This window comes from Ahniella affigens (assembly GCF_003015185.1).
GTDB lineage: Bacteria > Pseudomonadota > Gammaproteobacteria > Xanthomonadales > Ahniellaceae > Ahniella > Ahniella affigens.
Map to the genome: position 1 here is coordinate 1956106 of NZ_CP027860.1, position 14321 is coordinate 1970426.

A 14321-nucleotide genomic window follows, 5' to 3' on the forward strand; every position below is an offset into this window, starting at 1 on the left:
GACTGACGTATCGCCGAGGGGCGGTTCAATGAGCGAGCTCGATCTGATGTCGGACTCGCTCGATTGGAGCCCGACACCAGATTGACGCGATCAAATCGCACGGCGGCGAGCCGTGAAGCGACGCTTATGCTGATTCTGCGCGTTGAAATGCCATAAGAATGCCGCGCCGTTGAGCGCGCGGCAGCGCTAGCATTTCAGGCTTTCCACGATCTCTTCAGTCCATGTCTGAAACGCACACAATGGCACCAACCAACCGGTTCGTGGTGCTGAAATTTGGTGGTACGAGTGTTGCCACGGCGGCCCGTTGGCGGGCGATCCATGAGATCAGCCAAGCGCGGCGTCGGGACGGATTCCAGGTCGTGATCGTCGTGTCGGCGCTCAGCGGAGTCACCAACCTTCTGCAAGCCATCATCGATGCCACTGGCGCATCTGTGCGGCAACAGGCGCTGACCGACATCCGGAGCAAGCACGAGCAATTGCTCGACAGTCTCGGTCTGGCGATGCCCGAGAGCGTGGTGCGGCAACTCGCCGAATTGGCAGCGCTCGTCGAACAGGCCTCAGACTTATCGGCCAAACTGGATTGGCAGGCCCGGCTCATGGCGCAGGGCGAACTGTTGTCCAGCCAGCTCGGCGTCGCGCTGTTCCGGCACTGGCAGACCGAAGCGGATTGGCTGGATTCCCGCCAGGTCCTGCAAGCCATCGATGAAGAGAACCAAAGTGATTGGGGCCGGTGGCTATCGGTCAATTGCCAGTGCCAACGTCAGCCCATTTGGAATCAGCGGCTGCTGGCTGAAGCCTCAACCCACATCGCACCTGGTTTCATGGCTCGGAACGCCGATGGCCAGACGGTCATTCTCGGGCGCGGCGGTTCTGATACCAGTGCGGCGTATCTGGGAGCCGTTCTGGGGGCTGAACGAGTCGAGATCTGGACAGACGTCGCCGGCATGTTCAGCGCCGATCCACGGCAGGTGCCGGAGGCGCGGTTGCTCGGTGAACTGGACTTCGAGGAAGCGCAGGAAATCACGACCACGGGCGCCAAAGTATTGCATCCGCGCTCGATTGGTCCGGTTCGCGAAACAGACACCCCGTTGTGGATCAAGGACACGAATCGGCCGGACCTCGCCGGAACGGTCATTTGCGCGAAGACAAAGGAGCGCGCGCCGAGCATCAAGGCGATCAGCCAGCGCAAAGGCGTGGTGCTGGTGTCGATGGAAACGCTGGGTATGTGGAATCAGGTCGGATTTCTTGCCGATGTATTCGCCGCATTCAAGCAGCATGGATTGTCGGTCGACCTGATTGGTTCGGCCGAAACGAACGTGACGGTGTCTTTGGATCCGAGCGAAAACCTCGTCAATTCCAATGTGCTGGAAGCGCTGTGTACCGATTTGGCGAAGGTTTGTCGGGTCAAAGTGATTGGCCCATGCGCAGCCATTACGTTGGTCGGTCGTGGCATGCGTGCGATGTTGTCCAGATTGTCGGCGGTATTTGGCGAAGTCGGCAGTCGGCGCGTGCATCTGATATCGCAGAGCTCGAACGACTTGAATCTCACGTTTGTTGTCGACGAATCCGAAGCGGTTGGCCTGCTCGGTAACCTGCACCAGGCGTTGGTGCATGCCGGCGTCATGCGAGTCGATGATATGGCCGTATTCGGCCCAAGCTGGAGCAGTCTCTATCGATCCGAGCACAGTGCGCCCACGCCTTGGTGGCAGACCGAGCAGGCGGCACTGCTGGATGTCGCTGCCGGTCGGAGTCCGCGCTACGTCTATCACGCCGACACCATTCGCGAACGCGCCCAGGCGCTCCGGGCGATCAGCAGCGTTGATCGCTGGTTTTATGCGCAGAAGGCCAATGACCACGCGTCCGTACTGAAACTGATTGCCGAAGCGGGGCTCGACATCGAATGCGTCTCGCCGGGGGAGTTGGCGCAGGCCCAGGCGGCGGCGCCCAAAGCGGCGCGCTTGTACACCCCGAACTTTGCGAGCGCCGACGAATTGCGTGCGGCGTGCACGCAGGCTACCGAGTTGAGTGTTGATGCCGTACAGGCATTGCAATTCGCGCCGGACGCCTACGCCGGGCGGCGGATCCTCTTGCGCCTGGATCTTGGCGTGGGTCGCGGGCATCACGACAAAGTCCGCACGGGCGGTGCGCGCTCCAAGTTCGGTATTGCGCTGAACGACCTGCCTGCAGCATTGCAAGCGGCGCAGGCCGCGGGCGCGATCGTGTATGGCCTGCACGCGCATCTCGGTTCCGGCATTCTGGACCTTGGGCATTTCCGCGAGGTTTATGCCCATTTGGCAAGCTTGGCCGAGCGGATTCCGTCGGTCGCGGTACTCAACATTGGCGGCGGCTTGGGTGTGCCGTACTGGCCGGATGAACGCCCGCTCGATCTGGCCGCGTTGGCGGCCACGTTGGCTGAGGTCAAGGCGGCCTACCCGCAGTTTGAACTGTGGATGGAACCCGGGCGCTTCTTGGTGGCCGAGGCGGGCGTGCTCCTGACGCGGGTGACGCAGATCAAGCACAAACAGGGCGTGCAGTTTGTCGGCGTCGACGCTGGCATGCATGTGCTGGCGCGCCCGGCGCTGTATGAGGCTTACCATGGCATCTGGAACTTGAGCAAGGCGGGCCAGCCAGCTGATACTTTGGTGACGGTGGTCGGCCAGATCTGCGAAAGCGGGGATGTGCTCGGCCGGGACCGTCGTATCGCTGCCCCGGAGGTCGGCGATGTGCTGCTGCTGAGCCATGCTGGCGCCTACGGCGCGGTCATGGCGTCGCAGTACAACCGTCGCCCTGCTGCTGATGAGGTCATGTTGTGATAGCGCTCGATCCGAAATCGCTGCGTCGTTTCGAGTTTGTCTCGGCCGACTACGACCCTGCAACCGGGGTTGCGGCGCTCTGTTACCGATTCGACCAGGGGCCAGACCTGGTGGAGCGGATCACGTTTCCGAATGCGCCTGCTGTGCACCCTGGTCGCGAGCAGGCACTGGCCAGCGCGTTACAGCTCCTGCATCTGATTGTCGGGGTCAGCTATTACAAAGCGGCTGTGCCCGAATCGATCGTCATTCACGGCGCTGGGGTCGATGCGCCGCGGGCCGCCATGCTGGAGGAGCTGTACTTGCATGGGCTGGGTGAGTTCGCTCACCAGAATCAGCTTGATCTGCGCGGCCGGATTCACTTCCCGGCAGCATCTGCTGCAAGCGCTCCGGCTGCCCATTTGGGTCTACGGAACCGCAATCTCGTGCCCGTGGGTGGTGGCAAAGATTCCCTGGTCACGTTGGAAGCACTGCGCGAACTCGGGCAGGACAATCTGGCTGTGCAGGTGGGCAGTTCGCCGTTGATCGCCAACGTGATTGCCGAATCGGGCTTGCCTGGCCTGATGATCGGCCGGGAACTGAGCCCGCATCTGTTTGCCCTCAATCGCGCCGGCGCGTACAACGGGCACATTCCGGTCACGGCGATCAATTCGGTGATCTTGGTCGTTGCGGCGTTGATCTATGACTGCTCCGCCATTGTCTTTTCGAACGAGCGGTCGGCATCGAGTGCGAATCTCGTCAAGGACGGCTTTGCCGTCAATCATCAGTGGAGCAAGAGCCTTCGTTTCGAACAGCTCTTGCGCCAGGAAATTGCGCGCACCATTGCGACCGACTTGAACTACTTCTCGGCGCTCAGAGCCCTGTCTGAGCTCGCCGTGACCCAACGCTTCGCCAAGCTTGATCGGTACTTCGCGAGCTTCTCCAGCTGCAATCGGAATTTTCGAATTTTGGGTGACCGGCCCACGCAGCGTTGGTGCGGCGAGTGCCCGAAGTGCCACTTCGTGTTTCTGGGCCTCGCGCCGTTCCTGTCCAAAACCAAGCTGCTCGGCATCTTTGGTCAGAATCTGCTCGATCGGGCGGATCTGGCTACGGCGTTCGATGGCCTCCTGGAAGTCAATGCGCAGTTCAAGCCCTTTGAATGTGTGGGAGAGGGGCGAGAGTCGCGAGCGGCGATGGCCGAGCTGACCCAGCGCGCTGAGTGGCGCGAGGACGCCATCGTCAAGCGCTTTGCGCAGCACATTGCCCCCGAACTCGATTCGGCCGAATTGGCATTGGCGCCGCTGCTGGCTGCCGAGGGTGATCACTTCGTGCCAGCGGCCCTGGCCAAGATCCTGCATGCAGCTTGAGGCACTCAGGGGTTGCAAGGTCGCGATCTGGGGGTTTGGTCGCGAAGGTCGCGCGGCGTTGCTGGCCGTTCGGCGCGCATGCCCCGGTCAGGGCTTGGTCGTGCTGTGCAGTGCCGCTGAGCGCGAAGACGTTGCGGGACTGAACCTGGATCATGTCGACATCGATTGTTCCGTAGTGGACGCGACCGTGTTGCGGCGATTTGATGTGGTCATCAAGTCGCCCGGCATCAGTCCCTATCAAGTAGCGGTCGAGGCCGCAGCGGACACCGGCGTGCGCTTCGTGTCGGGCAGCCAGCTGTGGTTCGCCGCACACCGTTCGGCGCGCACGATCTGTGTCACCGCAACCAAGGGCAAGAGCACAACCACAAGTCTGATCGCGCACTTGCTGCGCAGCTTGGGCGTTCGCACGGGCCTGGCTGGCAATATTGGACTGCCGCTGCTCGAAGTGCTCGATCCTGATGAGCCGCCAGCCATCTGGGTCATCGAGCTATCCAGCTTTCAGACCCGCGATGCCGACGCGAAACCGACGCTTGCCGTCATCAACAATCTGTTGGAAGAGCATCTCGATTGGCATGGCAGCGTGACGCGCTATCGGCAGGATAAGCTCGCATTGATTCAGGGCGCCGAACAGGTGCTGTTGAATGCGAGTGATCCCGTACTGGCAGCCATGCCGACAGACGGTTCCCGGGGCAGTACGCATTGGTACAACCAGGCGCAAGGCTGGCATGTGGCAGGCTGTTTTATCTGCCATGGCCGCGACGCGGTGTTTCCGATCGATCAGCTACCGATTCCGGGCCGCCACAACGCGGAGAACGCCTGCGCGGCGCTGGCCGCGATTGCGTTGCTGGGCTACGACGCCATTCTTGCGGCACCGGCCTTGGCAACGTTTCAACCATTGCCGCACCGGTTGCAGACGCTGGGTGTGCGATCCGGGATTCGCTATATCAACGACAGCATTGCCACCACCCCGGCGGCCGCGTTGGCCGCTTACGAATTTGCCGCGCGAAATGGATTGCCAGTCGCGCAGATCGTTGGCGGCCATGATCGCGGGCTCGACTGGCAAGACTTCATTGCCAGGATGTGCCGTCAGCCGCCCACTGCGTTGATTTGGACGGGCGCAGCCGGCGCACGCGTGTTCGCCAGTCTGACCGACGCCGAGCGCGCAGCGATGCGTGCCCAATTTGCCGCTGGGTTCGATGCGGCGTTTGCGCTCGCACAGCTGGCGTTGTCAGCCACTCAAGACCGCAGCGAGCGCGGCACAGTGTTGCTGTCGCCGGGCGCGCCGAGCTTTGGGCAGTTCAAGGACTACGTGGCGCGGGGCAAGCATTTCGCCGAATTGGCAGGGTTTGCCAGCGACGACATTGCTGGGATTGCCGGACTCGGAATTGCCTGAGCACTCAGGGTTTGGCGGCGTTGGCCAAATCCAGTGCAAACGACACGGCCATGCCCAGAAAGATCAGCGCGCCCGCCCAGTGGCTCAGCCGGAAGGCCCGAAAACAAGCGGCCGGGTCGCGTTTCCGGATCAGCCAATGCTGCAGTCCGATCCATAGGGTCGCAAGCCCCAAGCCGAGGTAAAACGGCCAACCCAGCCCGAGTTGCTGCCCGGCGAAAACCATGCAGACGAGAAAGGTCACGTGGATGATGGCGATCGCGATCAGATCGAGGTCGCCGAACAGAATGGCGGTGGACTTGGCGCCGGCTTTCAAATCATCGTCACGATCGACCATCGCGTAAATGGTGTCGTAGGCCGTGGACCACAGCACATTGCCGAGGAACAGCAACGCGGCGATCCGGTCAACACCCCCGGATTCGGCCGCGTAGGCCATAGGCACTGCCCAGCCAAATGCCGCACCGAGCCAGAGCTGCGGCATGAACGTGACGCGCTTCATGAATGGGTAGACGATCGCCAGTGCCGCGCCCACAAACGCCAGTTCGATGGTCAGCAGGTCGGTCAGGCAAACGAGCAGAAACGCCAGCACCATCAACGCAGCGAATAGCAGCAGCGCCTCCCGGGGGCTGACCTGGCCGGACGCAATCGGGCGCTGGCGCGTGCGGGCAACCTGCGGATCGAGCTTGCGATCGGCATAGTCGTTAATCACGCAGCCGGCCGAGCGCATCAGGATGACGCCGATACTGAAGATGATCAGGTTCTTCCAAGACGGCACACCACGCGCGGCAGCCCAGAGCCCCCACCAGGTTGGCCACAGCAGCAGGAGCCAGCCGATCGGCTTGTCCAGGCGCATCAGGAGCGCGTATTGCTGCCAGCGCGGTGCGCGGACCACCGCAGGCGCGACTGAGGGTCTGGATGACGGAACCGCGTGGCTTTGTTTCGGCATGGCCGAAGCCTGTCCTCGAAGGGTAAGGTGGATGATTGTGCCAAGTGGCCGCCGATGCTTCCAGCCACTGCGCGACAGCGTTCCGAGGGTTTACAATGACGCTGCACACCGGTGTCCGGTTCATGGTTCGTTCCGGACAGAAGAACCGCGGCTCGCTACAATCCGCGGCCGCGCCGGTGGCGCCACCCCTTTCCAAGGCGCCCGAAATGCCCAAGTCCGAAGCTCCTGCCGCAGAGTCGCTGCGGTTCGATCAATTAAATCTCCCGAAGAGTCTGCTCGACGCGCTAACTGCCGTTGGCTACGAGACGCCGTCGCCGATTCAGGCCGCGACGATTCCGCCACTGCTGGAAGGTCGCGACGTGCTTGGCCAGGCGCAAACGGGTACCGGCAAAACGGCTGCCTTCGCACTGCCGGTTCTGGCGCGCATCAGCCCGGACCAGCGGCTGCCGCAGGCTTTGGTGTTGTGTCCGACGCGCGAATTGGCCATCCAGGTCGCCGAAGCGTTCCAGAAATACGCCTCCAAGTTGGAAGATTTTCATGTGCTGCCGATTTATGGCGGACAGGGCTATGGTCAGCAATTGCAGGGCTTGCGTCGCGGCGTTGATGTGGTGGTGGGCACACCAGGCCGCGTGATCGATCATCTGGAGCGCGGCACACTGGACTTGTCCAAACTGAAGACGCTCGTGCTGGACGAAGCGGACGAAATGCTGCGCATGGGCTTCATCGATGATGTCCGCGCCATTCTCGACAAGACGCCGCCCGAGCGCCAGATCGCGCTGTTCTCGGCGACCATGCCGGCGCCGATCAAGAAGATTGCCGACACGTATTTGAAGAACCCGGTTGAAGTCGCCATCGCGTCGAAGACGCGCACGGCCACAACGGTCAAGCAGCGTTACTGGCTCGGTTCGCCCGCGCAAAAGCTCGAGGCGCTGACGCGCATTTTAGAAGTCGAACCGTTCGAAGGCATGATCGTGTTCGCCCGCACCAAGCAGGCAACCGAAGAACTTGCCGAGAAGCTGGCCGCGCGTGGATTTTCGGCGCAGGCGATCAACGGCGATATCCCGCAGGCGCTGCGGGAAAAGACGATTGCCAAACTGAAAGACGGCTCGCTCGACATTCTGGTGGCCACTGATGTGGCCGCACGCGGTCTGGACGTCGATCGCATCAGCCACGTGGTCAACTTCGATGTGCCGTATGACGTGGAAAGCTACGTGCATCGGATTGGCCGGACCGGCCGCGCGGGCCGCAGTGGCGACGCAATCCTGTTCGTATCGCCACGCGAGCGCGGCATGCTGCGCACGATCGAGCGCGTCACGCGCCAGATCATCGAGCCAATGGATCTGCCGACAGTCGATGCGATCAACCAAAGTCGCGTCAGCAAGTTCAAGAGCCGGATCACCGAGGCGCTGGCTCAGGGCGGTCTTGCGGTGTTCCTGGAGCTGATCGAGGAGTTCGAGCGGGAGCACGGCACCAGCACCATTGAAATTGCGGCCGCGCTCGCACGCATGGTGCAAGGTGAGACCCCACTGCTGGTGTCGCCGGATTCGAAGCGCGAACCGTTCCAGAAGTTCCGCCAGAACGACAGCCGCGACGAGCGTCCGTTCACCAAGCGCGCCGATCGCGACGAGCGGCCGACCCGCCGTCGGCACCAAGATGCCGAACCGTTGCCGCCGCGCCAGCACGCCATCAGCGCGGAAGCGCCGAGTCGCGATGAGTCCGCGCCGACTAAGCGCCCCCGGATCGAGCGTTTTGACGACGAGGCGCCTAGTGCCCGCGGCAGCGAGCGTCCGGCACCGCGCGAACGCCGTGAGCGTCGCAAGGAAGATGGGTTCGAAACGTTCCGAATTGCGGTCGGCCGCGTCAACGGCGCCATGCCGCGCAATATCATCGGTGCAATCGCCAATGAGGCGGGCCTGGAATCCGGTCATATCGGACGGCTCGAAATCTTTGACGACTACAGCCTGATCGACCTGCCGGAAGGCATGCCGACCGACCTGTTCCAGCACCTGAAGAAGGTGTGGGTGTCGGGCAAGACGTTGGATATTCGCCGTTGGGAAGATAGTCCACCGCCGTTCCGCGGGAAACCAGAAAAGTTTGCCGGTGACGATCGTCCGCGTCGGGACAAGCCTGTGGGCAAACCAAGTGCCGGCAAGGGTGGTCCAGGCAAACCGGGCCTAGGCAAACCGGGTCTTGGCAAAGCAGGTTTGGGCAAACCAAAGCGGAAGTACTGATCGATCAGAGAAAGACGCCCCGAGCGAGGATATGATTCAGTCCAAGCTGGACTTTCGGACTCGCACTGAGGCACCGACCCGCATTGAGTCTCCGGCACGTGTCCGGACTCAATGAGCCAGAATCAAGCACTTGCGCGATTGATTCTGGGCGGGCCAGCCATGGCCCGCAACGACTCTGAACGCGTTCAGAGGCTCCCTATAGGGCGTCTATCGGTTTTAGGGTCGTTAGCAGCGTGTCGACTGCGCAAGCCCGGCCCAGATTGAACTGGTATACTACCGAGCTGTCTTTTGGAGAATGAGCTCATGCAAGTCGCAACGAATTCGGTGGTGTCTTTCCACTATGTCCTGACCGATGCCCAGAACGGCGAGGTGATCGATTCCTCACGTGAGCGCGGCGAACCTTTGGTGATCCTGGCTGGTCGTGGTCAGCTGATCCCGGGTGTCGAGAAAGGTCTGGAAGGCAAAATCGTCGGCGACAAGTTTGTGCTCGAAATCGCACCGGAAGATGGCTACGGTCAACGCCGCGACGACGCCGTGCAGCGCTTGTCCAAAAAGTATTTCCCAAACGCTGAGCGCCTGAAGGCTGGCGACGAAGTGGTATTGCAAACCAAGTTCGGTCCGCAGCAGGTGCGCGTGCTGAAGGTCGGTGCCAGCGTGGTGGATGTCGATGTCAATCACCCGCTTGCCGGCGTGACGCTGAATTTCGACATCGAGATCACCGACGTGCGCGATGCGACGACCGAAGAACTCGAGCATGGTCATGCCCACGGTCCGGGCGGCCATCATCACTAAGCCGAACCCTGCGCGCGACGATGTCGGCAGTGCCTGCCGATTCCCTGCCTGACCAAGCCGACGTCCTGATCATCGGCGCCGGTGTCATCGGCTTGTCGGTGGCGTACGCCTTGCGTCAAGCGGGCCGTGATGTGTTGGTGCTCGATCAGGGCCGAGCAGGTGGCGGTGCTTCACACGGCAATTGCGGCACGCTGACGCCATCGCATGCGTTGCCGTTGGCGCAGCCCGGCATGGTGGTCAAAGCGTTGCGCTGGATGTTGAAGCGGGATGCGCCGTTCTACGTGCAGCCGCGTGTGGATCCGGCGCTCTGGACTTGGTTGTTTCGGTTTGCCGGGCGCTGCAACGACACCGCGATGCGTGACGTGGGGCGCTACAAGGCGGCGTTTCTGAAGGCGTCGCGAACGCGATTGGCCGACTGGATCGCCGCCGAACAGTGGGAGTGCGAGTTCGCTGCGCGGGGGCAGATCGCCGTCTACAAAGACCCGGCCACCTTTGCCGCGCAAGAAGCGCTGCGCCCACTATTGAGCGAGATCGGCATCGACATGTTGCCGAAGAGCGGTGCCGAAGTCCTGCGAATGTCGCCTGGTTTGAAGGCCGATATCCATGCGGGGCACTTCTACCCGGGCGACGCCGAGTTTCGTCCGGATCGCTATGTTGCGGCGCTTCTGGCAGGAGTTCGCAAACATGGCGTAACCGTCACCGAGCATTGCGCGGTGTCTGGATTTGTCGAGCAAGCAGGGCAGGTTCAGGGCGTCACGGCCGGCGGGAAAACCATCAAGGCTCGCGAGGTCGTTCTGGCGTCTGGGGTGTTGTCGCCAAAGCTCGGTAACACGCTCGGAATTCGACTCCCCATCCAACCTGGCAAGGGCTACTCCATTACGTTCGAAAAACCTAGTCAGCCGCCTGCGTTGCCGCTCGTGCTCAAGGAGCGCGCGATTTGTGTCACCCCTTGGGGTAGTGCCTATCGACTAGGCAGCACAATGGAATTTTCTGGCCTCAGCGAGCGTCTGAACCCACTTCGCATTGCGGCGATCAAACGTGGCGCGGCCGAATATCTGCTGGAGCCCTATGGGCCGAGCGAAGTCGAGCAGTGGTACGGTTTTCGGCCCATGACGTTTGACGATTTGCCGATCATTGGCCCGGCCCCTAGGCATCGCGGGCTCTGGATTGCCTCTGGCCACGGCATGCTCGGCATGAGTATGTCGGCGGCCACGGCCGAGCAGCTGGCCGCCATGATTCAGGAGCGTGCCACGCCGTTTGACCCAAAGCCGATGCTGCCGGCCCGGTTTGGGTGACTACAAACGAAAACACCGCAGGGTCTCTGCGGTGTTTTCTGGATGCAGTGCACTTGGTGCGCAGTTTCAGTCGTCGCCGCCGAAGATGCCGAAGATTCGGAGCAGCGAGAGGAACATGCTCCACACTTCCGCAAATAGGCCGACTGCGATCACCACGTAATTCGTTTCGCCGCCATGTATGGCCTGGCTGGTGAAGTACAGAATGCCGATGGCAGAGAGCAGCACCACGACCGCCGAGATACCGAGCGACAGTGCCGGAATCTGGAAGATCAAGTTCGCGATGATGGCTGCCAGCACAATCAGCGACCCGACAAAGAAGAATCCGCCAAGGAAGCTGAAATCCTTCCGCGAGAACACGGCAAACGCCGACAGACCACCGCAGATCAGCGCGGTACCGGCAAACGCGTTCAGCACGATCTGCGGACCGGCAGCGAAGTAGAAACCGACAATCGGCCCAAACACATAGCCGATCAACGCGCCGTAGAGCAGGGCAGCCGGCACGCCGAGCGCCGACCGTGCCATGCTCAGCACGAGGAACGGTGAGCCGATGACAATCAGGAGGATCAGCCACTTGTTGAGCGGTGCCACTTTCGCCGAAATAGTGTAGGCCGTCACCAAGGCCGACAGCCCGAGCATCATGCCCAGCAGCAGATAGGCATTGCGCAGGACTTTGTTGGTTAGCGGTTGGTCAAGGGCTTGGCTTGCCGTTTGAGTTTGGTATTGGCTCATTCGAGTTCCTCCTGTGAATCATTGGGTTGGCCATGGAATCGTGGCACGAAATTCGCCTCCAGTTGCATACGATCTGGCAAAATCCGCGCAAATCAACGCGCGATGAGTGAAGGATTCGTGGATAAATCAGCAGACATGCGTTTGATCTGGGTCGACCTGGAAATGACTGGGCTGGACCCTGATCGCGACAGCATCATCGAAATCGCCTGTCTGGTCACCGACAAGGACTTGAATGTGCTGGCCGAGGGGCCGGAACTTGCGATTCATCACCCGCTGAGCCGTCTCGAAGCCATGGATGACTGGAATCGCAACACGCATTCGGGTAGTGGATTGTGGGATCGCGTCCTGACCTCGCAGACAACCCTTGCGGGCGCCGAAGCTGCCGTCCTCGCGTTTCTGCGCCAGTGGGTACCCGCTGGCAAGTCGCCGATCTGCGGCAATTCCATTTGCCAGGATCGGCGGTTTCTGGCCCGATTGATGCCTGATCTGGAGCGCTACTTTCACTATCGGAACATCGATGTCAGCACCGTCAAGGAACTGGTGCGCCGATGGCACCCGGCTCTGCTCGAAGGTTTGCAAAAGAAAGGCGCACATACGGCATTATCGGACATCCGCGAATCTGTGCTTGAACTTGCTTATTACCGGCAACATATGGGAAGCATCGGGCAAGGGCCGGCGCGCTGACCGACAGCCTTATTCGTTTTTGCACCATTTCGTTTGACCGTATTCAAGGATCCTCATGACCGACCTCATTCAACTTGCCGAACACCAACTGCTCCGTCCCACGGGCCTAGGCCTTGCGGACCTGGACCGGGTGTTCGCCAGCCTGATGGGGCCTGCCATCGATGTCGGCGATCTGTACTTTCAACACAGCCGACACGAAAGCTGGGTGCTGGAAGATGGCATCGTCAAGGAAGGCAATCATTCGATCGAGCAAGGTGTTGGCGTGCGTGCGATTACCGGCGAAAAAACCGGGTTCGCTTACACCGATGACCTAGTGCTCCCCGCGTTGCTGGAAGCGGCAGGCAGTGCTCGGGCGATCGCCCAGGCGGGTCAGGATGGTCAGCGCCAATCGTTGGTGAAGCGGCATCCAGATCGCGCCGCTTTGTATGCGCCGATTGACCCGATCGAATCGGTGCCAGTCCCACGCAAGGTCGCGTTGCTACGCGAAATCGATGCGTTTGCGCGCGCGTTGGACCCACGCGTGCGCCAGGTCGTGGTGTCGCTGTCGGCCGTCGCCGATACGATTCTCCTGGCCCACAGTGATGGCACACTCGCCGCCGATGTGCGGCCGTTGGTGCGGTTCAATGTGCAGGTGATTGTCGAGGCCAATGGCCGCCGCGAACAAGCCTCAGCGGGCGGCGGTGGCCGCATGAGCTATGCCGAATTGCTGGATGGCGACTTTGCGCAACAGCAGGCGCGCGAAGCGGTGCGCCAGGCGCTCGTGAATCTGGACGCGATCGACGCACCGGCAGGCGAAATGCCCGTTGTGCTAGGCCCGGGTTGGCCAGGCGTGCTGTTGCACGAAGCGGTGGGCCATGGCCTGGAAGGCGATTTCAATCGCAAGGGTTTGTCGGCCTTTAGTGGTCGAATGGGCGAGCAAGTGACGAGTCCGCTGTGCACCGTCGTGGATGACGGCACCCTGGCGAGCCGTCGCGGCTCGTTGAATGTCGACGACGAAGGCACCACGACGCAATGCACGACCTTGATCGAAAACGGCCGCCTGGTCGGCTACATGCAGGACAAGCACAACGCCGGCCTGATGGCCGTTGCCCCGACGGGTAACGCGCGTCGCGAAAGCTTTGCGCATCTGCCCATGCCACGCATGACCAACACGTATCTGCGCCCGGGTACTTCAGACCCGAACGAGATCATCGCGTCGGTTGATCGCGGCCTGTACGCCGTCAACTTCGGCGGTGGCCAAGTCGATATCACGTCCGGCAAATTCGTGTTCTCAGCGAGCGAGGCGTATCTGATCGAAGGCGGCAAGGTCACGCGTCCCGTGAAGGGCGCCACGCTGGTCGGATCTGGCCCCGAAGTCATGCAGCGCATTACGATGCTCGGCAATGATCTGAAGCTCGATGCCGGTGTCGGTGTCTGCGGCAAGGACGGCCAAAGCGTGCCCGTGGGTGTTGGCCAGCCCACGTTGAAGATTTCGGCGATGACGGTGGGCGGTACTAACGCAGGCTGACGGGCCTTCAGCCTCGGCCGATAGTTCACTCAACACGGCAATATCCATGGGATGCGGCCAAGCGGGGCAATCAGCCACTTGCTAGCATGCTGCCGCGACAGTTCGGCTGCCCGCATCGGCATTGCCAAGCCTTCAAATCAGGATGCACTGCCGCGCTTGCGAGTTCCAGCGCGTAGTCGATCGTAAGTTCCTCACCGGTCTCGATCTCGCGCAGTGTTTCGATCCAGACCTTGTCCTTCCGTGAATCGCCGTTGATATCGACCCAGATCACGGCCTCGCAGTTAGGTTCACAACTGTGATTGATAAAGCGCGCGCTGTTGCCACCAACCTGGCCGTCAATCAACCAGTCCTCATTTACAGCAAACAGATAGGTACTGCCGAGACTCGTGTTGTCCCCGTATCGGCCGACCGCTTCATCGCTGCTGATGCGCTCGCCCTGATAGAGCATCAATCGCATGTGCGCTGTGAGCGGTCTGAACGCGAAGACGCCGCGGCCGTGGATCCTTGATGTCCTGACAACGAATCTACGCATGATCATTTCTTGAGGCGCGTGGTGAATGGCGTCGACGCCAATTTGAAGGTTGCTTTTGC

General features: G+C 61.4%; 11 protein-coding genes. 8 read left to right on the forward strand and 3 right to left on the reverse strand.

Annotated features, from left to right (window positions below):
• Nucleotides 1-221 precede the first annotated feature (221 nt).
• The 3 genes from C7S18_RS07690 to murD are packed head-to-tail and all read left to right on the forward strand — an operon-like array spanning nucleotide 222 to nucleotide 5549.
• Nucleotides 222-2813 (forward strand): bifunctional aspartate kinase/diaminopimelate decarboxylase, encoded by a 2592-nt coding sequence (locus C7S18_RS07690; protein ID WP_240623997.1) that lies wholly within the window; start codon nucleotides 222-224, stop codon nucleotides 2811-2813.
• Nucleotides 2810-4156, forward strand: coding sequence for a UDP-N-acetyl-alpha-D-muramoyl-L-alanyl-L-glutamate epimerase (gene murL / locus C7S18_RS07695; protein WP_106891005.1), 1347 nt, complete (start codon nucleotides 2810-2812; stop codon nucleotides 4154-4156). The genes C7S18_RS07690 and murL overlap by 4 nt, the downstream gene beginning before the upstream one ends.
• Nucleotides 4146-5549 (forward strand): UDP-N-acetylmuramoyl-L-alanine--D-glutamate ligase, encoded by a 1404-nt coding sequence (gene murD / locus C7S18_RS07700; protein WP_106891006.1) that lies wholly within the window; start codon nucleotides 4146-4148, stop codon nucleotides 5547-5549. Before murL ends, murD begins: the two co-directional genes overlap by 11 nt.
• A 4-nt stretch (nucleotides 5550-5553) precedes the next feature.
• Here the strand turns inward: murD and ubiA are convergent, their stop codons facing one another.
• Nucleotides 5554-6492, reverse strand: coding sequence for a 4-hydroxybenzoate octaprenyltransferase (ubiA, locus tag C7S18_RS07705; RefSeq protein WP_106891007.1), 939 nt, complete (start codon nucleotides 6490-6492; stop codon nucleotides 5554-5556).
• A 206-nt stretch (nucleotides 6493-6698) separates the two neighbouring features.
• On the opposite strand from ubiA, the gene C7S18_RS07710 reads away from it, so the two are divergent.
• The 3 genes from C7S18_RS07710 (at nucleotide 6699) to C7S18_RS07720 (ending at nucleotide 10810) form a co-directional block, all read left to right on the forward strand.
• The gene (locus C7S18_RS07710) at nucleotides 6699-8723 is read left to right on the forward strand and encodes a DEAD/DEAH box helicase (protein ID WP_106893963.1); all 2025 of its coding nucleotides are present in this window, start codon (nucleotides 6699-6701) and stop codon (nucleotides 8721-8723) included.
• A gap of 303 nt (nucleotides 8724-9026) precedes the next feature.
• The gene (locus C7S18_RS07715) at nucleotides 9027-9515 is read left to right on the forward strand and encodes an FKBP-type peptidyl-prolyl cis-trans isomerase (protein ID WP_106891008.1); all 489 of its coding nucleotides are present in this window, start codon (nucleotides 9027-9029) and stop codon (nucleotides 9513-9515) included.
• A gap of 20 nt (nucleotides 9516-9535) precedes the next feature.
• Nucleotides 9536-10810: an NAD(P)/FAD-dependent oxidoreductase gene (locus C7S18_RS07720; protein ID WP_106891009.1), complete on the forward strand. Its 1275-nt coding sequence runs from the start codon at nucleotides 9536-9538 to the stop codon at nucleotides 10808-10810.
• 66 nt (nucleotides 10811-10876) lie between these two features.
• Here the strand turns inward: C7S18_RS07720 and C7S18_RS07725 are convergent, their stop codons facing one another.
• Nucleotides 10877-11539, reverse strand: a complete 663-nt coding sequence (locus C7S18_RS07725; RefSeq protein WP_106891010.1) for a Bax inhibitor-1 family protein — start codon at nucleotides 11537-11539, stop codon at nucleotides 10877-10879.
• A 135-nt stretch (nucleotides 11540-11674) separates the two neighbouring features.
• Here C7S18_RS07725 and orn point away from each other — a divergent pair, with 135 nt between their 5' ends.
• Both orn and tldD read left to right on the forward strand, forming a co-directional pair.
• The gene (gene orn, locus C7S18_RS07730) at nucleotides 11675-12223 is read left to right on the forward strand and encodes an oligoribonuclease (RefSeq protein WP_425481092.1); all 549 of its coding nucleotides are present in this window, start codon (nucleotides 11675-11677) and stop codon (nucleotides 12221-12223) included.
• Between the two features lie 55 nt (nucleotides 12224-12278).
• Nucleotides 12279-13730: a metalloprotease TldD gene (gene tldD / locus C7S18_RS07735; RefSeq protein WP_106891012.1), complete on the forward strand. Its 1452-nt coding sequence runs from the start codon at nucleotides 12279-12281 to the stop codon at nucleotides 13728-13730.
• 70 nt (nucleotides 13731-13800) lie between these two features.
• Here tldD and C7S18_RS07740 read toward each other — a convergent pair whose 3' ends face one another.
• Nucleotides 13801-14187, reverse strand: a complete 387-nt coding sequence (locus C7S18_RS07740) for an SET domain-containing protein (RefSeq protein ID WP_206207999.1) — start codon at nucleotides 14185-14187, stop codon at nucleotides 13801-13803.
• Between the last annotated feature and the right edge of the window lie 134 nt (nucleotides 14188-14321).